This window comes from Vibrio sp. Vb0349, from assembly GCF_033338975.1.
Genome location: NZ_JAWOTS010000001.1, coordinates 711646 through 735289, shown reverse-complemented (window position 1 = coordinate 735289; position 23644 = coordinate 711646). Strand labels below are relative to the sequence as shown.

Here is a 23644-nt window from a genome sequence, read left to right as displayed (position 1 = left end):
TTAGCGGGCTTTTAACTTCGATTTTCTAAAGTTTAAGCAAACTTTTTAATCATTTCAGACAGGTCATTGGTGCAATTTTGCACTTTGGTGTTCATATGATTCGTTTCAGTCATCAGTTCATACGATTCACTGTACTTTAAATTAAGCGACTGGATGTTTTCATTTATTTCATCCGTTACATAAACCTGCTCTTCTATCGCGACCGCAATTTGTTGGTTTCGTTCGACAACGTCTTGAACAAGGGATTCCAGTTGTTGAATGCTATCCAAAGCAGTACCTAACAATGTTACCGTTCCGGTCGACATTTCGTTACCTTTCTCTAACGCAGAAACCGCTGATTTGCTCCCATTTTGAATTCCTTCAATGGCCGATTTAATCTCTGTTGTCGATTCCTGAGTTCTTTTAGCTAAGGTTCTCACTTCATCTGCTACAACGGCAAACCCTCTGCCTTGTTCGCCTGCCCTCGCGGCTTCAATTGCAGCGTTCAACGCTAATAAATTAGTTTGTTCGGCAATACCATTGATGACTTCAACAACGGTTCCAATTTGCTCGGTTTGTTGGTTCAAACGTATGACCACTTTAGATATTTCGCCGAGCTCACCCACCAACTCTAAAACCGATTGGTTAACATTATCGATAACGCTACGGCTGTCTATCATCGTATTTTGCGCTTCTAACGTAGCCTCGGCGGTCGCTTGAGCATTATTTGATATCTCAGATGAAGAGGCTTGCATCTCATTGACCGCTGTTGCGACCGAGTCAATCTCCACTTTCTGTGCGCTTAAGTTCTCCGTCACTTGCTGGCTATTTGTCGCAGCACTGTTAGCACTTGCGCGCGTTTCTTCGCAAGAGTCTTTTACAGACACGCCAACGCGCCCCAATAGCGCATTTGCAAATTGCTTACGCATCTTCATACCCAGCTCAATCTCAGCCAGATCGTTGATTCTTCCGCAATAAATATATTCCATGAGTGGATTGTTGAAGTCTTGCCTAGCCTGTTTAGCGAGCTTCTCAACTGGTCTGGTTAATACATAAATAGAGAAAACGGAAAGTAACGCAACAACGCCAAACGCTATCACTGGTGATTGATTCATTTGTAGAATGAGTAAGCCAAGAAGGTTTGAAATTAAAAGGAAGAAGGCCGATCTCATCCACAAACGTGTACGAGGAAGATACATTTTCCACGGCTTACGATTATTTCGAAGCTTCGAATACGCTTTTTCCGCTCGCTGGATGTGTATACGCTCAGGTTTAAATCTCACTGATTGGTATTCCACAACTTCACCATTAGATTTTATAGGAGAAGCAAACGCGTCAACCCAATAATAGCCGCCGTTTTTACGTCGATTTTTGACCATTCCCATCCAGTGTTTGCCAGTTTTCAGGTGAGTCCATAAATCTTTAAAAGCCTGTTTTGGCATATCAGGATGACGCACAACATTGTGGGGTTTACCGATAAGCTCCCCTTCATCAAACCCCGCTACTTCATTAAAGTTTTCACTGGCATATTTGATGTAACTGGAGGTATCGGTAATGGAAACTAGGCTGTAACTCGAAGGGTAATCGTATTCCGTTTCACTCATAAACATGTGTCCTTACATTGATTAATTAACAAACGGCAAATATGAATTTATCAGCATAACATTTACATGCATAATGATAGGTTGATTCAAAAATAAAACAAAATTATTGACAAGCTTACTTGTTACTTAATGACTCTAGTCGCATTTTTATCCTCTAATACAAGGCTTCGTTAATATGCACAAGACTGAGCACTGTTCAAAATTAATACACAAAAGCGCTTCCGTACTGAGTTCGTAAATTGTTATAAGTAATCCACTAAAACGAAAACAAGGAAGACAAACACAATGACTATTCACTTTCGTCAGCTTGCAGCTAAGAGAAACACGACACACTTGTTTATTGACGATTGGAAAATTAACACTCAGCAGTCTTGGGGGATATTCAGCGCGGATGGAGATATTGGCTCTCTGCTTGGAGACCTTATTTGTGATGAAATATCACCAAATAGTGGGGAAATTGAGCTAAATGGGCTGTCCGTTGCGCAAGTGTCGTTATCAGAGCAACAGCGATTACTGGAAAGAGAATTAGAAAAAGATGATACGGATTTTCTTGATCGTATCGACCAAGGAAGCACTGTTTATTCATTAATCCTAGAACAGAGCCAAGACACTAACTTAACTGAACAGCTAGTTAATGATCTCGACCTAAGTCATCTTAGAGATAGTGGCTTCCGTGTTCTCTCTACCGGAGAAACCAGAAGAGTAATGCTCGCCCGAGCTTTAGCCACACAACCTGACTTAGTATTACTCGATAATCCATTTACTGGCTTAGATATTGCGCACCGAGCTGCTCTCGCTCGCTATTTACACTCGCTTTCTCAAAATGTGCAACTACTCATAACCTTCTCTCGCGAATCTGACATGCCTGAGTGGATCAATAGCATCGCGCTTTTCAGTGCAGGAAAGCTTGATAGTACAATGGATAAGTCCAGTTGGGATAATCATCCAATCATTGGACAAATTAAATCTCAGTCAAAGCAACAGAGTGAAGAAATGATGAGCTTGATACGTCAGCATCAGCACTCGACACCATTCAACAACCCAATATTTGAACTAAAGAATGGGACTGTTGAATACACCGATAAGAAGATTTTTACTGACTTGAACTGGCGCATAGACAAGGGCCAACATTGGCAGGTCAAAGGCCCAAATGGTTGTGGAAAGAGTACCTTACTTGGATTGATCTTTGGCGATCATCCGCAATGCTACAGCAATGACATTGATATTTTTGGTAAAAAGCGTGGTACTGGCGAGACAATCTGGGAAATTAAGCAGCATATCGGTATGGTGTCTTCAGCGCTACACCTCCAATATCGAGTCAATTGCAGCGCATTAGAAGTCATTTTGTCAGGATTTTACGATTCGATTGGGTTGTATAACCAGCCAACTCGCAAAGAAATGGATATTGCAAACGAGTGGCTCGATATCTTACATATGAGCCAGTACAAAAAAACCTCATTTAAGCAATTAGAGTACGGCCAGCAGCGACTGTTACTGATTGCAAGAGCCATCGTGAAACAACCCACATTATTGATTTTGGACGAGCCGTATCAAGGGTTAGATTTTTTGGGTAGACGGTTAGTTAAGAACACACTTGAACTCATCGCTAGAGAGAATTTAAGCCAACTATTGTATGTGTCTCACTACCAAGAAGACCGCTTAGATAGCATCAAAAATGAGTTAGAGTTTGTGTTTGATGAAAATGCTCAGTGTTATAGAGCTAACGTCTACCAATCATAATGACTTCGCTGCGCAAGCTGCTCATAAGGTAATGGTTTGGAGTACAGGTATCCCTGATGATATCTCACTCCCATCTGCTTTAAGTGTTCAGCTTGCGCTATGGTTTCCACGCCTTCAGCGATCAATTGTACTTGTAATTCTTCCGCGAAGTGAACCATCGCTTTTAAGACAGAAGCACTAAGGCTAGGAATACCAATAGTTTCGACAAAACACTTATCGATTTTTAAGTAATCTATGCGCATGTGCTGTAGAAATGCTAACGAGGTTTGGCCAGTTCCAAAATCATCGATCAGCACATCAATACCATGCACTCGCAGCGCTGCAATGCATTTTCTCGCCTCTGAATCAATGAGCTGACGCTCCGTTATCTCTACCCCTAATGAGACTTTGTTTCGGCTCAACTGTCTGTCGAGCAATTGAATTTTTCTGATCGCGTTTGGTCCGACTAAATAACCAGGCGGCACGTTAATACCAAGGTGGACAGGCTGATCAAAGCCTAATTTACTGAAGTCCTCTGCCGCTTTATCCAGAACGAAATCAGTAAGTAAAAAAACCAATCCACTTTGCTCTGCCGCAGGGACAAACTCATCCGGAGAAATGAACCCCTTACTTTGATGCTCCCATCGCACTAGCGCTTCAAACCCGAATAACTGACCGGTATCAACGTTAACTTGCGGTTGGTAATACAGGGTCAACTCTCCTCTTTTTATCGCTCTTTTAAGATCCAGTATCAAATTGCGATGGGGATCAATAAACTTATTCAACGCATACAAGCAAAGGTAGATAACGAAAATAATTGGAATTGAGTACAAAAAATAGGAAAGTGTTCTCTGTTTGACGAAAAGATCGCTGGCTTCGCTCAAAGCTTCATACTCAAACATTTGCGACGATTTGATACCGATAGGATTACTTCCCGCTCTTAATGCTCCTTCTGGTGAAACTTGATCATGGATAAACAGCGCAGAGCGTTTTAGGCGTAAATCGTTGTTAAACCCTATTGTCGCATTAAAGTAGTCATGATCGATAATCGTTACGGCTTGATAACCCCGCTCTCCTTCCGTTACCACTAGCAAGAACTGATCGTACAAGCTATCAACACTACCAAGCGCTAGCGTTTGTCCCTTGGGAAAGGCGATGTGCTCAGCTAACGGTTTAGAGATACTTCCCAATTTCGAAGAACAAGTAATGACTCCCTCTTTCACAATGAGCATTTCTTCAATATCTCGTTCAAACATTAAGCTTTGCTGGAGCTCTTCACATCGTTCAGGGTGTAGCAGCGCCGTGCGGTTTTCTGTCTCTATTTGGAATAAAATTTCATCTGCAATTTGCACATTTTTTTCTAATAAATGATTGAGATTGTTTTGCACGCTTTCACGAGCTAAATACAAAACCTCTCCAATAACCAAGGGAATAGGCAGAAGGAAAATGATGGCTTTTTTAAAAATCGCCTTATTCAGCATATAAAAGTAACCTTTTATAAAACCGATTTACTGAGATGGTACCTCGATTCCGATACCCGCTAGCAACTCACGTTTTTTAACATTATTTGTTTGGATTAACTCAGTATGCGAAACGCTGAGTAATACCGCAAACTAAACAATGTCTTATTCACTCCTGTTCCAATTTAGTATCAAGCGCCTCAAACCTGAGACTTTAATTCGACACCATGTTATGTCTATCGGTACTTGCGAAAGTCTTTACCTGTCTGTTTCTCATCATGTAAGAATTACCCATTAAAATTATTTTTCTTTTCTCAGTGATTAAGAATTATATTTGTCGTAACTCCTACAACACGTTACAACACTCTCATGACGACAAACAAAGCTAATGCTAACCAGGTAAACGAAAAATCACTGCAGTTGTTAATGCAAGTTGCAGTTAGTCCGTTCCCAGTTTCTGCGAAAACGCTAAGCGAGCAATTGAACGTTCCTTTAAGCAGCCTTTACCGACACTTAAAACTGCTTAAAGAATGGAACTTGATCGAAGAAAGCGTTCACGACAAGACATTTGTCGTTGGTCCGGCGGCATTATTACTCATGCACAGCTATGAGACCGCGCAACATGGGCTCGACATGGTCGAAACCATACTGGCTAGGTTGGTACAACAAACCGGGGAAATGGCCGCTTATATGGTACCAGCGGGTTATCGTGCGCTTTGTGTCAGACAGAAAGAAAGTATGCAGGCGCTGCGTTGCAGCTTCGTCCAGGGTCAAAGTCAACCTCTGCTGCGCGGTGCCTCATCTAAAGTGATGCTCGCTTTTATGCCTCAAAGTCGATGCGAGAAAATCTTGAGATATTTTAATCAAGATCACCGACGTGACGAGTGGGAAAAAGAGCTCACAACCATCCGTAAACACGGATATGCCGTCAGTACTTCTGAGATTGACCCTGGTGTGTCAGGTATTAGCGCACCGGTAATGAAAGGAAGCAAACTGATTGGCGCAGTCTCGGTGATGGCTCCGGCCCACCGAGTCGAAAAGGACAAGCAGCGCATTATTTTACATGTACTGCAAGCGGCAAGGGCACTACCACCAGAAAGGTAATTCATCATGTTAAGCTTTTTCAAACGCTATAAACTCCACCACACCGTGAAACAGCCGCAGCATTACCCTTTTTCTTTTATGACAGTGTGTGAGTATTTGCCACCCATGTCTAAGGGCGCGTTTGAATTAGCTGATCAAAGTTTGGAAAATGCTAGTGATTGGCTTTACCAACAACACGATCATGAAACCGCTGAGAACTATGGGCACTTCAACCACGACAAACTGGAGAATGGCGAGTTTCAGGAAGCGTTAAGCCTTTCGCTTTCTCGCCACTCAATTCCTGTTTTAGTCACTAACTGTACCGAGGCAATCTTGTCCATGTTACCTGTGGTCGTGTCCTATCGAGACGAAGTGGGTGTGGTAAATATTGGACATGACATGAACTTGAAACCAACACTTGAACCACGTTTAGGCTCGGCATTCCATTTTGCTCTTTCTCGCTATCAAAACGTGCGATTATTTTTTGCTGGTGTTAGCGAACAAGATACAAAGCAAGAAACGTGGGAATACGCGGAGGATCAAGGTTGTGACTGGGTAACCGATAAAGAGTTTTCTTTTCGTCATCGCAATAATGTTAAGCAACAGATCGGCAATTACCTAGACCACTGCGACCAAATAATCATTAGTATCGACCTTGGATCTCTAAAAACCAAAAACAGCCTTGATGGCGCGTCAGAAATTGATATCCAAATGGTTCTACGCACGATTAGGCAATGTTTGGTTGCAGGTAAAGTGAGAGCAATTCAGCTCGTTGGCGATCGAGATTGTCTGGTGTATTCGAGACAAACGAAAGCCATACTAGAAGAGTTATATCAGATGGCTCCACTCATCGTTCACGCTGCCTAGCGTTATAAACGTTCAGAATCAGGATCGCGTCCTTCCTGATTCTGAACCAACATGCTTACTTATTATCCTTAACTAACAAATAGTTACACATATAAATCGACACACATCACACTTGCCTCTTGAACTAACCTGACACTTACGTTGTAATAAGGCAGCTAAACTTTGGTATGACATACGAAATAAAAAATAACCAAAGTTCAATAACTAAGCGGCTTCAGAACAAAAAAGTACCGCAGCTATTCCAATTTCAGTGAGCATTTGCTCACGCTCGCTTGATGCCATCTTGTTCCACTCATTAGGACATTTGATGATGCGTCTTTGCAGTATTTTCACTGCGGTTCTTTTTTTACCGCTAACCTCACACGCCACCACTTATGACGTAAAAGATCTATCTGAGTTAGGTCAACTTTGCTCACACAAGAGTTTTAGTATCGAAAGCGATGGCACGACTTATCGCTGTACAGGGAAACTAGTCCTACCCGCTGGTGATAAAATTGTCTCCTCATTACCGGAAAAAGAGATAACATTAAAAGCAGATTATGGAATTGTGTTAGAGGGGAATAATACAATTGGTGAACCCAATAAACGTATCTCTCTACACGCCCTCGCTACCGGATTAACGGTTAACAATGAGAAAGCATCAAACCTCGACGATTACCAAAACAAGCACACTGTTATCTATGGTGATCTTCTATCGGCTTATCCAACAAAGCTGCATAACGTTCTCATCGATGGGGATATAGAGCTAACAGGTGAGGCCCTTCATATTAATGGTGAGTACAACACCATTATTGGTGACATTTTGACTCACAGCACGACCAATATATTTAATACAAACATCTGTGGTAAGGTCGAATCACAAGGCGAAACACTACACCTAAAAACAAACCATCCTTTACAAGACCATTTTGTCGTCGGTGATGTTTCTGCGCACAAATCTCTGATTATAAAAGATATGTCGATCTATGGTACGGCTGAATCTGTAGGATCGTCAGCTACATTAAGTGGCTCATTCTATAGTTCCACCGCAGCAATTAAATACTTCCAAACATTGAACTTCAACAACGCTCCAAATCAGCCTAGTCAAGTTTGTGGTGAAATCCAACAAACGCCAGGAAGTGCACAAACGAAAGCACAAGACAACAAATACACACAATACTGTGGATTGGGCGAGGCTGATTGTCACTACTCTTCCCAAGTCTGTCCAATCACCCCTCAAGATGTTCCGAATTGCAGCATGCAGCCTCCATCGGAGAACGACTTAAACCTCAGCGTCACACCATCGGACAACATGGCACTGATGTGCGGCGACGATCTTCCGCAATTTACAGCAACAACAACCAATAATGGAGAAGTTGTAAGCGCAGAAGTCAGTGCTGTCCTATCACACCCTGACTTGTTCACTTTAGAGGTGGTTAAAGGTCAGCAGACATTAGGAGCCAACCAATTTATATCTGACGAGAATGGTGAACTTGTTGTTCGAGTGGTTCCGAATAATATTGATACGATCTCGTTAGATACCAACTACACACTAACTTTCACTATGGCGAAAGACACGAGCAAGCATCAAACTGTTCGCTTTATGTTTACGCCATTTATGTTTGAGGCCTACTCAAAGACGAAAAGCGCAACTTTAAATGAAATACGCGTTATTGCAGGTAAACCAGAAAACGTGCATACGCGATTGCTTGCTTGTGCCTCCACCGGCGAACCTGTAGTGGCAAGCAACTACAATGGTACGCCTAAGATTTTTCATCCATTGGTTCAACCATTAGGAGGAAGTGAAGGAAACTTTAGCTATTCAGCGGAATTTAAAGACGGCTTGTCTGAACATGGTCTTATCACGAACGAGTCCGGCATATTTGAAGTGACATTGTCCGATCATTTTGAATGTGAGGGATTTGAAGAATGTCCAGAAGAAGGCAAAGTGGAAGTGAAAGGGACATTTAATGTGCACTCGCGACCATGGACACTCGCTATTTGTGACAACCAACGTGCTTTGCCTTCTGGCACCTCTGAACAAGGAGAAGGGTTTCTTGCTGCCGGAGAACTTTTCTCTCTAACGGTGAAACCAATCATTTGGCAACCTGACGGCTCTGTAAGTGGGTCTGTTGAATCAGCACGCTATTGTGATGCTTCTATCACCCGTAATTTTACGCTTGATGACGCTCCAGCAGCATCGGTTGTCTTGTCGAGTGAGCAACATACGCCATCAGAGACAGCGAACCAAACCTCAAAATTGCTAAAAAGTAGTGACTCACTGGCTCAGGCGCATAATTCAGCCAAGAATGATCAATTCGTCTTTAATGGATTATATTGGGAAGAAGTCGGGAGCTTGAGAGTAAAAGCAAACCTAGAAAGTAAATATCTAGGTATGACTGTGAACGAAGGCTATCGTTACGTTGGTCGTTTTTACCCAAAATATTTTCAAGTGCAAGACCAAGAATGGCACTACCCACATGGCCAAACTTTTGCTTACATGAATCAACCTTTTGAGAAAGTCACTTACGATGTTGTCGCACTCAATGCGAATAAGGAAAACGTGAAGAATTACGTCCACTTTTCGTCTAACCTTCAACAACATTTCGATTTAGGCGAGCTAAGCTCATACTCCGATCGGTTTTTGCCGCCTAAGCCTAAGAAGGTAGACTGGAAACTACTGGGTAGCGCGAGTGTTGGAACGTTTGTTATAGAGAAGCCCTCGACCAATGCGACTTGTAACAATAGCCCATGCTGGAAAAAGAACACGACAGATAAGCAATATCCTGATGGTCCATTCAATACCGAGACTAATAGTGATATCAGCCAAATAGGTTTAGTCTCAGTAAAAGCCGTTGATGAGGTAAACTTCTTCGACGATAGCGAAGTGCTCACAAAACAACCAGACATTCGATTCGGTCGTTTGAACTTTCAAGATGTAGGTGGCAACCAAGGCATGGTGATCAAAGTGCCACTTGCTGTAGAAACTTGGCAAAACGGTCGATTTACGACTAACTTCGATGACAGCTCAACAACGGCGAATGGTGAATATTACTTCAGCACGCCAATTTGGTCTCATGCGCCAGCAAACAACGCCCTGCTTTCTGGCGTTGGAACGATGAGTATTGGCAGAATGACCGATATCGTTGCAAGCCAAATTGACTCAGCGCGAGAGCAAATACAATTCCACCTAGATTTAGACAGCTCAGGCAATCGCATCCCTTGGCTGAAATACGACTGGGATAGCTCTACAAGTGAAGAGGAAAGCCCACCCGTCATTGTTACGTTTGGTATTCACCGAGGAAACGATCGCATTATTTATCGTGGTGAACCCAATATGCTTGGCCTAAATTAACGCGAAACGGCAAACAAAAAGAGCCCCTCAATTGAGGGGCTCTTTTCATCACAAACTGATGTAATTTACTTTGCGCCACGACGCGCTTTCAGGCGCTTCACCATAGCAAGACGACGCTCTGCCGACCCTTGGTCTGTTGCCGACTGGTTCGGATTATTACGACGACCTTGACGATTCTTAAATGCTGGTTTTGAGTGCAGCTTTTCAATGTAAGATTCACGCTGTTTTGGTTCATAGCCTGCAAGCTCAATACGGCGAATGCGTTGCTGGATCAGATTTTCAACCTGAACCACCGTGAGCTCTTCATCTCGATTTACAAATGAAACAGCATGGCCTTGCTTACCTGCACGGCCTGTACGACCAATTCGGTGAACGTAATCTTCCGCTAAGAAAGGCATGTCATAGTTCACAACATGAGGTAAGTCTTCAATATCTAGACCTCGAGCAGCGACATCGGTAGCCACCATGACACGTGCTTTACCGGACTTAAACTCTTCTAGCGCACGACGACGAGCGCTTTGAGCACGGTCACCATGACAAACCACCGCTTTGATACCATCAAGTTTCAGCTCTTTTACCACTTCGTTTGCGGTCTCTTTGTAGTTCACAAATACCAACACTTGTTTCCAGTTCTTACGACCAATCAGCTCCGAAAGCAGTTCCGTTTTTCGCTCTTGATCAACTGGATATAACACGTGAGCAACTGTCTGTGCTGTCATATTCGCTCGCTCAACTTCAATACGTTTAGGCTTACGCAGGATATCTTTTGCTAACAGATTTAGTTGGCTCGAAGTCGTTGCGGAAAACATCATAATTTGCGGATCAGTATCCACATCTAGCATGATCTTACGTACTGCGTGAATAAAGCCCATGTCCAAGATACGGTCTGCTTCATCAAACACTAAAAACTCTAAGTGTGCGACCGAGACATTACCTTGTTCAATGTGCTCTTCCAATCGACCAGGTGTAGCCACTAGGATATCTACACCGTTTTCTAATGCCGTTACTTGAGAAGACATTTTACGGCCACCGAAAATCGCAGCCACCGACAGGTTCGTGTACTTCGTGTAAGCTTTGATGTTATCAGCAATTTGTTCAGCAAGCTCACGAGTTGGAGCCAAGATAAGTGCGCGAGCAGTCTTACGAGAAGCGCTACGGTTACTGTCTAGCAACTGCTGAATCATAGGCAGAGAAAACGCAGCCGTTTTACCAGTACCTGTTTGTGCTGTAGCGAAAATATCATGGCCTTTGCGAGCCATTGGAATCGCCTTCTGTTGAATTGGCGTTAACTTTTCATAACCGCATTCTGCCAGTGCTTTAACCACTTCTGGCGCAAAACCTTGAGATGAAAATGACATTGAGCGTATTCCTTAAACAAACCACTAAAAATAGCTTTAAAAATTTAGCCGTGCACTATACCCGAATTTGAGTGATTTATCTCACTTTTCTCATTGAAATCCTACAAAAGAAAAAACGGTGAGCACAGATACATTAATGGTTCACCGTTTTCGTTTAACCTTTGTGCGATCTAATGTTTGATGCCAGATAACTGAAGGAGAATTCGCTCAAGCTCATCCCATGGCAACAGCTGAGAATCTATCACTTCTAATCGTGATTCAAAGCCTTCTAAGCTGATTTCATTCACCGACACGACTCGGTTGGCAACATTAAACGCGTAACAACCTTGATCCGTATTGACCACCGCTTTAACACGCTCTGCGGTCAAGTCCGAAAGCATAGAGAAAAGCTTTTCAAAATCAAACTTATACTCTGCCCCAAACAACCACCCACAACTAAAATAACCCTGCCCTTTGTTCTCTTTGCGCACAAAGGCTTCACCAGGCGCCAACTGGAATTGAGGCTCTTGGTGAGCATGGTCATGATGATGTGACTCGATATGGGAAGAAGCGCTGCCGTAAACCCGTTCGATATCCAAGACTTCTATCGGTAACTCACCATCATGAATAAGCTTACTGAATACTTTTGAGGGAGATTGGTCCGTCACCCAGTCATTAAACACATCAATGTCGTGACTGGTACAAAGGTCAACCTTACTGCCTATAACCACATCTGCGCTGTCTAACTGGTCCACGAAATTTTGGTTAGAAAGATATTTTTCATCACTTAAGTTACGCGGATCAACCAGAGCGATCGTCGCTTTTAGATCAACGTAAGGTTCATACTGCTGTGAGGTAAGCGTCGCGATAACCTGTTTTGGATGACCAAGGCCTGTCGGCTCAATCAATAAACGGTCCGGTTTTTGGCGCAGTAACGCGGTAATACCGACCGACATTGGCACGCCCGCCGTACAACACATACAGCCACCCGGCACTTCTTTAATCAGCGCACCTTGGTCGGTCATCAATGCACCGTCGATGCCAATCTCACCAAATTCATTGACCAAAACCGCCCAGTTTTCGTTTTCCGGTTTGTTCTTCAGTAGATTTAAAATCGTGGTCGTTTTACCGACACCCAAAAATCCGGTCAGTATGTTGGTTGGTACTCGATTTGACATGCTTATCTCCGACACGTTAGTGCATTAATGCTCCAGCAAAGTATACGGAGAATGTGACTCGCTTCAACGCTTTTTATCGCGCTCATCAAGCTCATTGCGTGATGCGTAGGTATACATTTTTTGAGAATGATCAGAGTGACTTATCAACTCTGAACGCTTCATATCGGACAAGTACCTACCGGTATAAATAACGCAGGTAAAAAACGCGATAATAGCGACTACGATGGGAAGAACTCCGAGCGTGTTTTCGAATTTAAGCGCAGCAATAGCCAACGCGAAAACAACGACAGAGATAAGTGCGATTGACTTACTTTTGTTGCTTTTCATAATAACTCGCCTTTCGTAAAGTTAGCCCCCTAACACCTCCTGTACTAGAGGAATGTCAGTTTGAACAACATCCAACCTGACTATTCAATGCTACTCCTTTCGCTACTTGTGAAATTTGACAAAGCTAACATTTACTACAACATCAAACGACGAGCTTATTATTATCTTTCATATACTTATTGGATTTTAAAACACTTACTAGCAAATCGTTCCACCGCTTACCAGGATATCGCTATCATTGGCAATACAAACTTGCGCCACCAGCTTTAGCCCTTCGACTATCATGTCCAAAGACATAGAAGGCTGACTGCCATCTGCTGCTTGTTCTGGCAATAATGGAATATGAACAAACCCGTGACGAATCGGATTGTCTTTCAAGTAATGTTGGATGCCATAAAAAAGGTGGTTACATACAAATGTTCCGGCACTGTTGGAAATCTGGCTAGGTATACCCTGCGTTTGCAATGTTTGCACAACACGCTTTATCGGTAGTGTCGAGAAGTAAGCATCAGGACCATCAGCCACCACGGGTTCATCAATCGGCTGATGACCAGCGTTATCTGGAATACGAAAATCATCCACATTAATTGCGACACGCTCTGGGGTTATCGCGCTACGCCCGGCCGCTTGCCCTACAGTAATCACACAGTCTGGCTGGTGCGCTTCTATTGCTTCAATAACGACTTTCACCGAGTCATATCGAACTACGGGGACTGGGCAAGTAACTATCACACCGCCTTTTATGGCCGCGGCCTCTAATTGCTTGACCGCTTCTAAGGCGGGGTTAATGGCGTCACCACCAAAAGGTTCAAAACCGGTAATCAGGACTTTCTTCATAACAGCCTTTAGGAAAAGAGTTTTACAAATTATTGCACTCCCCTTCACCCCATCCAATAGCAAAAGTATTGATGAGATAAACCAGACAACATTATGTGACTCATGTCTAACCAGAGAGTGTTTTCTGCCTCATTGAATCTAGGCAAGTTCCGGACTATCGAGACTAACTTATTGATGATTAGTGGCAGGGCAAGGTTCTCTCGTTACATGACTCACGTAGAAGCTTGGTTTCCACGCTTAACTTAGGTAGAGTACGCGACCGCAATGCAATTCGAAGAGATTGAATACAATGAATATTGATAACCATGTAATCGAAACGATTGAAGAGTTAGAGGCATTTCTGCATTTAGTAGAAAGCGGCGCTCTGGGTCTTGAAGGTGTCACTGGCGTTGCGCTAGCCACCTCTAATACCGATGGCCGTCCATTTGTTGCCGTATTAGGAGAAAAGCACCAATTGCTCCTTGGCCGCTGGGTTTCGCAGCACGTATATGACAATGGTAAAGACATCGTTCGTAACGGCCCAACCAGAAAACACTAAGCGCTCGACGCCACCTATAACATCACGCCGTCTTATACACCAAGCGTATGCTTTGAAAGCAATGCGCTTGGTGTACTCAAAAAATAAAAAAGAAAAGGCTAGCCTTTATTAATTTTGTCGGTATACTGCACATCAGCTCTTACGGAAAGAGCTATTAATGTAATTAAAGATCAAAGTTTCTCTCAGTTCCACATCGAATTCCTCGTTTACGTTCCTGCGACAAAATAGTTATCTCTAAAATCATATAGTAGCACTTGATATTAGCTAAAAATTCAATATTTAAAACAATCAAATATAGAGGTATCTATGTCTAATAAATTAACTGGTTCAGTAAAATGGTTCAACGAAACTAAAGGTTTTGGTTTTATTTCTCAAGACAATGGCGGTGATGACGTATTCGTTCACTTCCGTTCTATTGTTTCTGAAGGCTTCAAAACTCTTACTGAAGGCCAAAAAGTATCGTTCGTTGTTGAACAAGGTAACAAAGGTTTACAAGCAGCTGAAGTAACTGCACTGTAATTCTTTGTGTGGCATCAATGTTGTTGGTGCCACAATCCCCTTCCACTTATTACTGCCCTTACTATTCTCTATCTGAGTTTATATACCCAAATCACTTACCTCTCCCACACCATCATTAATCACTTTCAATAAAGTCACTTTGGTATACATCTTTAGGTAATCACACAGTCTACCTTGCAATTCCAGTTTGGAACTAAATTAATCTCATTCATATCTGAATCACTTCGCCTCATGCTTTGCTCATAAAAATAAAGTTTATAAAATAAAAGCGATTGGCGAATATAAGAGAAAAAATGAAATTAAATATATCTGCTCAATCAATAAATTCTAATAACTACGAGCACATAATCCCTAGCTGAGAGATTGAGTTTGCACTGAAATGTCATTACATGAAGCCATTTATCGGACAACACTTCATAGGGACAGCGTGTGGAGTCACACACTTCGGGGTATTTGTTGAGTTAGAGGAACCGAAGGTCTCATTCCTTTATCAAGTTTCCAAAATGGTGAGTTCGAATTTGATGCAGTCAAACAAAAAATTTCCAGCCAGAGCGCCACGTTTACTTTAGGGACCAAAGTGCACGTGTTGGTTAAAGACGCCGATTCGAGACAAAGAAAGATCATGTCCAACTTAAAAGACGCGGAACACGCGGTAGGTTAGCCTGTTTTAGGTTACTTTCTAATCCATTAATCAAAAATAAAAAATAAGCTTTTAATACCGCAATTAACTTGTGACATTTCGCTGACATCGACTCATTCTAAAACCCTAATATCTGACAAAGGAAACGAATCTAATTTTTGTTTCCAGACACCATCGCAGAGTGTATTTCCAGCATTCTGTTTGCCTCGAGAGGTTCTTATGACAGCCTAGGATCTCTCGAGGCTTTTTTGCATCTATTCAAACCACCTGATTCTACATCACAACTATTATCCCCTACACAAGCTGTACTTTTTAACTAGTGCACTAGATCGCGAACTCTGATTTAAGCAACTGATCACACAACCACTTCTAAATTTTGGGTATAAAAGTATCAATACTTTCGTTAACTAGGATGTAAATAATGAAAAACTCGTTTGATCTCACTATGCCCAACGAAGAAGGATACTTTGGTGAATACGGTGGTAGCTTTGTTCCACCTGAGCTTGAACAAATCATGCATGACATCAACGCAGCTTATGAGGAATGCAGCAAAGATCCTGAATTTAAAGCGGAACTCGCTCGCCTGTATAAGCACTTTGTTGGACGACCTAGCCCAATCTTCCATGCGGAAAACTTGTCTAAAAAATACGGAGCAGACATCTACCTAAAGCGCGAAGACTTAAACCATACAGGCGCACATAAAATTAACCACTGCTTAGGGGAAGCCATTCTCGCTAAAAAGATGGGTAAGAAGAAACTAATTGCAGAAACTGGCGCAGGGCAACACGGTGTTGCGCTTGCTACAGCCGCGGCATTGGTTGGTTTGAAATGCGATATTTACATGGGTGAAGTTGATATCGCCAAAGAACATCCGAATGTCGTCCGCATGAGAATCCTTGGTGCTAATGTCATTCCTGCCACTCATGGGCGCAAAACCCTCAAAGAAGCGGTAGATTCTGCATTCGAAGCTTATCTGAAAGATCCTGATACACAGCTTTATGCGATAGGCTCTGTCGTTGGCCCTCACCCATTCCCTAAAATGGTACGAGATTTCCAATCAATTATCGGTAACGAAGCACGAGTTCAATTCAAAGAAATGACCGGCAAGTTACCCAATAATCTCGTCGCATGCGTTGGAGGTGGTTCTAACGCGATGGGGCTATTTACTGCTTTCTTAGAGGATGAACAAGTCGCCATTCATGGCGTTGAACCTGCGGGCCGCTCTTTGCAAAAGGTTGGCGAGCATGCTGCAACACTCACACTCGGTGAGCCAGGTATCATGCACGGATTTAAGTCTTACATGCTTAAAGATGCGCAAGGCGAACCTCAGGAAGTGTACTCTGTAGCAAGTGGCTTGGATTACCCATCGGTTGGACCTCAGCATAGTTACTTAAAAGACATTGGCCGTGTCAATTACGGCTCAATCAGTGATGACGAAGCGATTGATGCCTTCTTTGAGCTGTCTCGTGAAGAGGGAATAATCCCTGCTATTGAATCCTCACACGCTGTCGCTTACGCAATTAAACTCGCACAGCAAGGAGAAACCGGCTCGATTTTGATCAACTTATCAGGCCGTGGTGACAAAGACATTGATTTTGTCGTTGAACACTACGGCGCAAAATACGGCATTGAATCACTCATATAGCCTAACTCCGTAGCCTAACCCTACATGCAAAAAGCTACCTGGTACTAGGTAGCTTTTTGTTTTTGTCTACTATTTTAAGAAGCAAGTCCCTTTACTCACTGCTCTCACTATACCTTTAGAGCATAATTCGATTAACCGATAAGAGCTGGAATGCCTGGAAGCTGACCAACAATAGCAAGGGAGCCTGCACAAACGATAAACGCAGTGCCAGGAATCAGATATTTATCTTTGCGCGATAGTTCGTTAGCACGCTCATGGTCGCCGATAAGCCCGAGGTTATCCAACAGCATCGTGATTGCCCAACCGAAGACTGGATTAACGAATGCACAGGCAAAAATACAGATACCTGCACTGAGTGAATCTTTATGCTTATGGATCATCTGCATACCCGCTTCAAGGAGTGGTAAGAATACACCCACAATCAAAGCAACGCGCAGAACAGGTTCCCACATTGCTAGATCCATTGGGTAGCCAATTACCGCCGCCGCAATACACATGAAACCCGTCAACAGAGCGCCACCTGGAATAGGACGCTTGGCAATTGCGGCAGGAATCATGTACGTTCCCCAAGAAGAAGCTAGGTTTCCGCCCCCTAAGAGTGAACCAACCCCCTGACGAACAGATGCTCCGACCATCGTGTCGTCGACATCCATGAGTACACCTTTCGCTTCTTTTGGGTAGTTAAGTTCTTGAAACACACGATGGCCGAGATAATCAGGGGACCACATAGCGACTGCCAGTAGAGCAAATGGAGTCACGGCAATAAAGTGCTCTAGGGTTGGCCAGCCTAGCTGCCAGCCTGTATCTTCACCCCACCAGTAGAATGGACTGAAATTAGGCAGGCCCGGTTCTGTGGTAAAGGCAAACTCAGCGCCCATCAAATAAGCAACAATACCCGCGAGTGCAGAGCACAATGGGATAGCGAGCCAACGTTTATTGATCTTGGCTAAGTAAGCGTAAACCATAACGGTTAGGCCTATGACCACAAACGAAATGTAACCTTGGTCCGTACTTGCAGCCCACGCTTCCGTCTTATTAATTTGCCCGAGCAACCCAACGGCACCAAGGTAGATCAACAACCCTCCTCGAACCCCGATACCAGTCAGAGTCATGAGTTTAGAGCCACCTTTGGTTAAGGCGAGAATTAACCCAAAAACACATACCATCAAACCTAGCGCGAGAGGGTGCCCTCCTGCAGCTGCAATCATAGGAATCAGCGGTATCATTGGGCCATGGGTTCCCGCTAAGTTTGCATTCGGGTTTAGGATGGCAGAAAACAGGATGACGAACAGGGCTCCAGCGATAAGTAATTCGTAACGCACGTTTTCTGCAATGAATTCCGGAGATAAACCAAACTGAGCAGCAAAAGCGGAAACCATGGCAGTGACCATAACCACTTTACCAATGGTTGCTGCTAATGCCGGTACCCAGTCTTCGATTTCAATACTGTAATCACGTGAGGGCAAATGAATTCCCCAGCGACGGAAACTCATGACGGTTAAATCATGATTTAGAAAGTCTTCTCGGTTTTCAAATTCATGCGGTTTTTTGCGCACATCCCTGTAAAAAGTCTTACTTTTGTCAGACATTGAGTCATCCTTTTATGTTTCAACGTTGAACTACGTCAACTAGAGTTTCGCTTGGTAGACAGACCTTCGACCAATACGAGACAACACCCACATCAAACTTCTAGGCCATACTAAGAAAGCGGCATGAACCAATTTTGATTTTGAGCTTATTAAGCATGTGTTGCTATGGGTAGGAATATTAGACATTAGTAAAAGAACAACAAAAATCTCACTTATTACACAATAATTTAACATCGAGCTGGGACGCTTGAACTTTTAAGAGTCATTTTTGAGCAGAGAGCCAAGTAGAGCGGCCAATTCCGATTTATACTTTCAAGGTAGAGAGCACTGTGCTCGCATCCATCGCAAAGTAACTATAGATATCTCTACATTGTATACTTTGTTAAACTCCGCCCTTTAATGAGTAAGGCCCTTAAAAATGATGACTGACGAAGAGAGAATCGAGCTGCAACAGAACAATCCACTGCACGGATTAAAGCTAGAGACTATGTTGCAAGAGTTAGTGGATTTTTACGGCTGGGACATTTTAGATACAGCAATGCGTTTTAATTGCTTTAACACTAAGCCTTCGATTGCAAGTAGCGTGAAGTATTTAAAGAAAACCGAATGGGCGAGAGAAAAATTAGAAAACTTTTACCTTTATCGCTTTAAGCGCATGCCACGCGCGAGCGAAGAAGAATACAACTTACCACCAAGAGCTCGTACCTTCCCTCATGGCCTTGAACCTAAAGAGCCAATGCCGCTAACCATTGACTCTATTCTTAAGTCACAAGCCAAAGCAGCGTCTGCATTTAAAAAGCGTTCACCTCGCGGACGCCCTGCTCGTCGCCAATAACACTATCTTGAAAAGCAATAGAGCCCTACTGGTAGCTCCAGCAGGGCTCTATTGTTCTTTAAAGGAATGGCTAGAAGCGAAGACTCAAGCTAGTGAGCATTCCCTTTCTCCAGCAACTCCCGTAAGTAAACTCACATGTAGTTTACGTTTTCTATTGATTACGCTTTTTCTTCTTTTTACCCGTACCTGCTGGCTTCGCTCGCGGCTTCATTGGTAAAAAGTAGGCTTCACTCTGATCGTCTTCCACTTCAAAACCGACTACCTGCTCGCGTTCAAGTTGGAACTTATTTTTCTTTTCTATCACTTTGAAATGGTGGTAGTCGTCGTAATCGATAAGAGATAACCCTAAACCTACTTCACCAGCACGACCACTACGACCGATTCGATGCATATAATCAGCAGGGCTACGCGGAAGATCGAAGTTAATCACCACTGGAAGTTTTTCAATATCAAGGCCGCGTGCTGCGATATCGGTGGCAATAAGAACTTGAATCTCGCCAGACTTAAAACCGTCAAGGACACGAGTACGAGCGCCCTGCCCTTTATCACCATGGAAAACTTCAGCGGTAATACCGCGTTTTGACAACTTTTGAGCTAAATGGTTACAGGCATTCTTAGCGTTCACAAAAATCAGAGTCTGTCGCCACTGATGCTGTTTGATTAAGTGCGCGAGTACCGCCGTCTTCTCACCTTTATTTACACTAAACACGCGCTGCACCAAAGTGCTGGCTTCTGCGCTCTGCAACTGAACTTCAACAGGGTCGCGGAGCAACTGCTGAGCCAGCGTCGTGACTTTATCAGGGAAAGTAGCAGAAAATAACAGCGTCTGTTTCTTCTCTGGCAGTAACGCAAGAATCTTATTGAGTTCTTCGGTAAATCCGAGGCTCAACATTCGGTCGGCTTCGTCAAGGACGAGCGTTTCTACTTGGTTCAACTTAATCGCGTTACTGGATACCAGATCAAGTAATCGACCCGGCGTAGCTACGATAATGTCACAGCCACCGCGAAGCGCTAGCATTTGTGGGTTCACCGATACACCACCAAATACGGCAACCGTTTTGATCTTATCTCTAAGATGGTATGAGTAAGATTTGACGTTGTATGCCACCTGTGATGCCAACTCACGAGTTGGAACTAAAATCAGGTGAGAAACGAAGTTACCACGGCGATTGTTTGATCCGTCTTGCTGAACAATTTTTTGCAGGATTGGCAGCGAAAAAGCAGCGGTTTTACCAGAACCCGTATTGGCACCACCAATAATATCTTTCCCTTCAAGGATATCAGGAATAGCACGGGATTGAATAGGCGTCGGTTGGCTGTATTCCAACGCTTCTAGTCGCTCGACTAATGTTGGAATCAGGCCAAGATCGGCAAATGTCGCTTGCTGTGTTTTATCTGTCATTACGATGAGTGGCTCAGTGCTAGTAAAGGCCGTGTATCTTATGCTATTTCGCGTCTGGATGTTAGAAATAATGGCCCAAACAGAAGATTGGTGAAAGAAGCACTATAGGGTTCAGGAACTTCCTTTCACTAACATGAGTTAATGGTTTCGATAACCAATACTCTACGACCAAGATGGTAGCGCTCACGACAAGCAAAGGGAAAAGGAGCCAGGCATTCTGACTCCTGTAAAGCAAAACACATTGTATTTTGGGGAAAGAGATTACAAAGGCAGGCCACATCCGAATCAAAGGCTTAACCACACTATTTAAGCTCTGTGGTTTTGAGAGCTTAATATAGCTTGAGAAAACTCCAGGTCACTAATGTCCATCGTTGTCTATTTAACTAATGTAGTGGACTCGGTTGTATAGATTACTTTCTCCCAATACCACGGTTCTTCTTAGGGCAAATTTGACTGCTATAGCCACAATCGTTACTGATGTCGTATATGGAAATACCTGTTGTCAGAAAGGTAACGCGCCAAGATGAGTAATGTTGCATATCATCCTCGTAAGCCCAATTCCTTCACGAGGTAGTAATGGAAAAAATTAATTTATCCCGATATCTGATATGTAGCTTCGCCTTTGTGTTGCTTTATCCTACGGCAATAGATCTCTACTTGGTTGCTTTACCACAAATCGCCCATGACCTGTCTGCCAGCGAATCACAACTTCATATTGCTTTTTCTATTTACCTCGCTGGTCTAGCATCGACTATGGTTTTTGTTGGGCGAACTGCTGATTGTTTAGGACGCAAACCTGTTGCCATTTGCGGTGCAGTGATTTTTACCCTTGCATCAATGTTCGCGGGCTCTGCTGAGACCAGTAATAGCTTCCTAATAATTCGCTTTTTCCAAGGCGTAGGTGCCGCATGTTGCTATGTAGTGGCCTTTGCCATTTTGCGTGACACTCTAGGGGACCCAGAGCGAGCTAAGGTTCTATCGATGCTCAATGGAATTATCTGCTCTATTCCAGTACTTGCCCCCGTGATCGGCAATCTGATTATGATCAAGTTTCCGTGGCCCGTGTTATTCACTGCCATGGCGATAATGGGTGTTGTGATAGGTTTAATTGCTTGCTTTGTCTTAAAAGAAACCTTGCCTAAAACCAAGCGCACAACTTTAAATGTGAGTGAAGCTTCGGACGAATCACTATCTAACCTCTTTTTCATATCGCGCGTTATTTATACATCTTTAGGCGTCACAGCTATTCTCTCTTATGTAAATACGTCACCAATGATAATAATGGATTCAATTGGTTTTACTCGAGGCGAATATTCAACAACGATGGCACTACTCGCGATGGTAGGTATGACGACATCGTTTTCAGTTCCATTTGCTCTTTCTTGCTTCAAACAAACCACATTGATGTTCGCTGCACAAATGACCAATTTTCTGTCGGCTATCGTTATTCTCGCGGCTCACTTGAATAGCGATAGTCCGACACTTTATATGGTAGGATTCACTCTGCTCAGCATGAGTTTTCCAATGGGGTTTGGTGTGGCGATGAGCCAAGCGTTAAGCCAGTTCTCACGCAAAGCTGGACTTGCAAGCTCTATGCTTGGCATAGGTCAGGTTTCTTGGTCTGCACTTTACATTTGGTTGATGGCGACGTTAGGTGTGTCGGCTGTGATGATGTTAATGATAGCGTTGGTTGCTAGTAGCGTTATTGGACTCTCCATAATATTATTATTTCCAAATCAGAACGTTAGTGAGCCTCATGAAGAAATCTCTTGCCCGACTTGATCTTAATTTACTGCTCACTCTGCAATTGCTACTGCAAGAGCAGAGTGTTACTAAAACGGCGAAAAAACTTAATGTAACTCCCTCAACCGTGAGTAAGTCTTTAGGCAAATTGCGCGCTTGGTTTGATGACCCGCTTTTTGTGAATACGCCGCAAGGCCTAAAGCCAACAAATCTCGCGACAAACGTGCAAGTGCTTTTGTCAGACTGGATGCAGATCGGTAACCAGATTGTTTCACTCAGAGGTGATGATGTTCCAAGCGGAGTTAAATTTCATCTTGGAGTAGAGTCGCCATTGTCACTCATCATGGTCGACGAACTGACCAAACGAATCCATGACTTTTACCCAGACTCAACGGTAAAGTACCATAACTGGGATGAGGACTCATTAGATGCCATCACTAGCGGTGAAGTGGATATTGGTTTTACTGGCCGCGAAAGCCATCCTCGCTCCAAAGAGTCGTTAGAACTGCTACCGTATTTCATTAACTTCGAAGTGTTGTTCTCAGATTTACCTATGGTGTATGTCCGCAAAGATCATCCTGCGCTCAAGCAAGAGTGGAATTTGGATACTTTCTTAAGCTATGCCCATATCAATGTAGCATGGGAGAAAAATGACAGTTGGGTGTTGGATGAGATCTTGGCTGAGCAGGGACACACTCGAAACGTTAGCCTAACGATGGCGAGTTTCGAGCAAGCTTTATTTGTTGCAGAAAAGCCCGACCATCAAATGTTAACCACAGCACCAAAATATTGTCAGCGATACTGCGAACAGCTTCACCCCAACTTAATAGCGTTGCCTATCCCCGTTGCTGAAGATTATCAGCACAAGCTACTGATTCCATTTACTATGATTTGGCACAAGCGCAATAACCAGAACCCTAAAATCGTGTGGTTGAGGGAGACGATAAAGAGCCTGTATGGCACAAGTTGAACGGTTAATGTTTAAGTACATTTAAAGCAAAGGAATAG

The 23644-nt window shown here is 43.3% G+C and carries 18 protein-coding genes and 1 pseudogene; 11 read left to right on the top strand and 8 right to left on the bottom strand.

What is annotated here, in order from left to right; translation table 11 throughout:
• Positions 1-32: 32 nt before the first annotated feature.
• Positions 33-1583 carry a PAS domain-containing methyl-accepting chemotaxis protein gene (locus R7Q47_RS03260; RefSeq protein WP_033907145.1) on the bottom strand — a complete coding sequence of 517 codons (1551 nt, stop codon included), beginning with the start codon at positions 1581-1583 and terminating at the stop codon, positions 33-35.
• Between the two features lie 285 nt (positions 1584-1868).
• Here R7Q47_RS03260 and modF point away from each other — a divergent pair, with 285 nt between their 5' ends.
• A complete protein-coding gene (modF, locus tag R7Q47_RS03255) occupies positions 1869-3323 on the top strand; it encodes a molybdate ABC transporter ATP-binding protein ModF (RefSeq protein ID WP_104976535.1) in 1455 nt (484 codons plus the stop codon).
• Here modF and R7Q47_RS03250 read toward each other — a convergent pair.
• Positions 3311-4783: an EAL domain-containing protein gene (locus tag R7Q47_RS03250; RefSeq protein ID WP_005386194.1), complete on the bottom strand. Its 1473-nt coding sequence runs from the start codon at positions 4781-4783 to the stop codon at positions 3311-3313. The genes modF and R7Q47_RS03250 overlap by 13 nt on opposite strands.
• 348 nt (positions 4784-5131) lie before the next feature.
• On the opposite strand from R7Q47_RS03250, the gene R7Q47_RS03245 reads away from it, so the two are divergent.
• The 3 genes from R7Q47_RS03245 (at position 5132) to R7Q47_RS03235 (ending at position 10046) form a co-directional block, all read left to right on the top strand.
• Positions 5132-5866 (top strand): IclR family transcriptional regulator, encoded by a 735-nt coding sequence (locus R7Q47_RS03245; RefSeq protein WP_005386192.1) that lies wholly within the window; start codon positions 5132-5134, stop codon positions 5864-5866.
• Positions 5867-5872: 6 nt separating this feature from the next.
• Entirely contained in the window at positions 5873-6712 is an 840-nt protein-coding gene (locus R7Q47_RS03240; RefSeq protein ID WP_005386190.1) for an arginase family protein, read from the top strand.
• A 307-nt stretch (positions 6713-7019) separates the two neighbouring features.
• Positions 7020-10046, top strand: coding sequence for a DUF6701 domain-containing protein (locus tag R7Q47_RS03235; protein ID WP_318088605.1), 3027 nt, complete (start codon positions 7020-7022; stop codon positions 10044-10046).
• 65 nt (positions 10047-10111) lie between these two features.
• Here R7Q47_RS03235 and R7Q47_RS03230 read toward each other — a convergent pair whose 3' ends face one another.
• The 4 genes from R7Q47_RS03230 to pcp all read right to left on the bottom strand — a co-directional run bounded on the left by R7Q47_RS03230 (position 10112) and on the right by pcp (position 13725).
• The gene (locus R7Q47_RS03230; protein ID WP_154203928.1) at positions 10112-11404 is read right to left on the bottom strand and encodes a DEAD/DEAH box helicase; all 1293 of its coding nucleotides are present in this window, start codon (positions 11402-11404) and stop codon (positions 10112-10114) included.
• Between the two features lie 170 nt (positions 11405-11574).
• On the bottom strand, positions 11575-12561 hold the full coding sequence (locus R7Q47_RS03225) for a CobW family GTP-binding protein (RefSeq protein WP_154203929.1): 987 nt from the start codon (positions 12559-12561) through the stop codon (positions 11575-11577).
• A gap of 63 nt (positions 12562-12624) precedes the next feature.
• The gene (locus R7Q47_RS03220; RefSeq protein ID WP_154203930.1) at positions 12625-12888 is read right to left on the bottom strand and encodes a hypothetical protein; all 264 of its coding nucleotides are present in this window, start codon (positions 12886-12888) and stop codon (positions 12625-12627) included.
• A gap of 198 nt (positions 12889-13086) precedes the next feature.
• Positions 13087-13725, bottom strand: coding sequence for a pyroglutamyl-peptidase I (gene pcp, locus R7Q47_RS03215; protein ID WP_154203931.1), 639 nt, complete (start codon positions 13723-13725; stop codon positions 13087-13089).
• A gap of 289 nt (positions 13726-14014) precedes the next feature.
• Between pcp and R7Q47_RS03210 the strand changes: the two genes are divergently transcribed.
• The 4 genes and pseudogenes from R7Q47_RS03210 to trpB all read left to right on the top strand — a co-directional run bounded on the left by R7Q47_RS03210 (position 14015) and on the right by trpB (position 17067).
• Complete coding sequence (locus tag R7Q47_RS03210; RefSeq protein ID WP_005375646.1) at positions 14015-14263, top strand: hypothetical protein; 249 nt, start codon at positions 14015-14017, stop codon at positions 14261-14263.
• 306 nt (positions 14264-14569) lie between these two features.
• Entirely contained in the window at positions 14570-14782 is a 213-nt protein-coding gene (locus R7Q47_RS03205) for a cold-shock protein (protein ID WP_005375644.1), read from the top strand.
• 359 nt (positions 14783-15141) lie between these two features.
• Positions 15142-15443 (top strand): annotated as a pseudogene (locus tag R7Q47_RS03200) (S1 RNA-binding domain-containing protein); the annotation flags it as partial.
• A 400-nt stretch (positions 15444-15843) separates the two neighbouring features.
• Positions 15844-17067 (top strand): tryptophan synthase subunit beta, encoded by a 1224-nt coding sequence (trpB, locus tag R7Q47_RS03195; RefSeq protein ID WP_005375643.1) that lies wholly within the window; start codon positions 15844-15846, stop codon positions 17065-17067.
• Between the two features lie 131 nt (positions 17068-17198).
• On the opposite strand, the gene R7Q47_RS03190 is transcribed toward trpB, so the two are convergent.
• The gene (locus tag R7Q47_RS03190) at positions 17199-18656 is read right to left on the bottom strand and encodes a DUF3360 domain-containing protein (protein ID WP_005375642.1); all 1458 of its coding nucleotides are present in this window, start codon (positions 18654-18656) and stop codon (positions 17199-17201) included.
• Between the two features lie 418 nt (positions 18657-19074).
• Between R7Q47_RS03190 and R7Q47_RS03185 the strand changes: the two genes are divergently transcribed.
• Positions 19075-19491, top strand: coding sequence for a VF530 family DNA-binding protein (locus R7Q47_RS03185; RefSeq protein WP_053350637.1), 417 nt, complete (start codon positions 19075-19077; stop codon positions 19489-19491).
• Positions 19492-19642: 151 nt separating this feature from the next.
• Here R7Q47_RS03185 and R7Q47_RS03180 read toward each other — a convergent pair whose 3' ends face one another.
• Positions 19643-20893, bottom strand: a complete 1251-nt coding sequence (locus R7Q47_RS03180) for a DEAD/DEAH box helicase (protein ID WP_053350636.1) — start codon at positions 20891-20893, stop codon at positions 19643-19645.
• A 576-nt stretch (positions 20894-21469) separates the two neighbouring features.
• Here R7Q47_RS03180 and R7Q47_RS03175 point away from each other — a divergent pair.
• Both R7Q47_RS03175 and yidZ read left to right on the top strand, forming a co-directional pair.
• Positions 21470-22675: an MFS transporter gene (locus tag R7Q47_RS03175; RefSeq protein WP_151515445.1), complete on the top strand. Its 1206-nt coding sequence runs from the start codon at positions 21470-21472 to the stop codon at positions 22673-22675.
• Positions 22650-23606, top strand: coding sequence for an HTH-type transcriptional regulator YidZ (gene yidZ / locus R7Q47_RS03170; protein WP_033907131.1), 957 nt, complete (start codon positions 22650-22652; stop codon positions 23604-23606). Before R7Q47_RS03175 ends, yidZ begins: the two co-directional genes overlap by 26 nt.
• Positions 23607-23644: the final 38 nt, after the last annotated feature.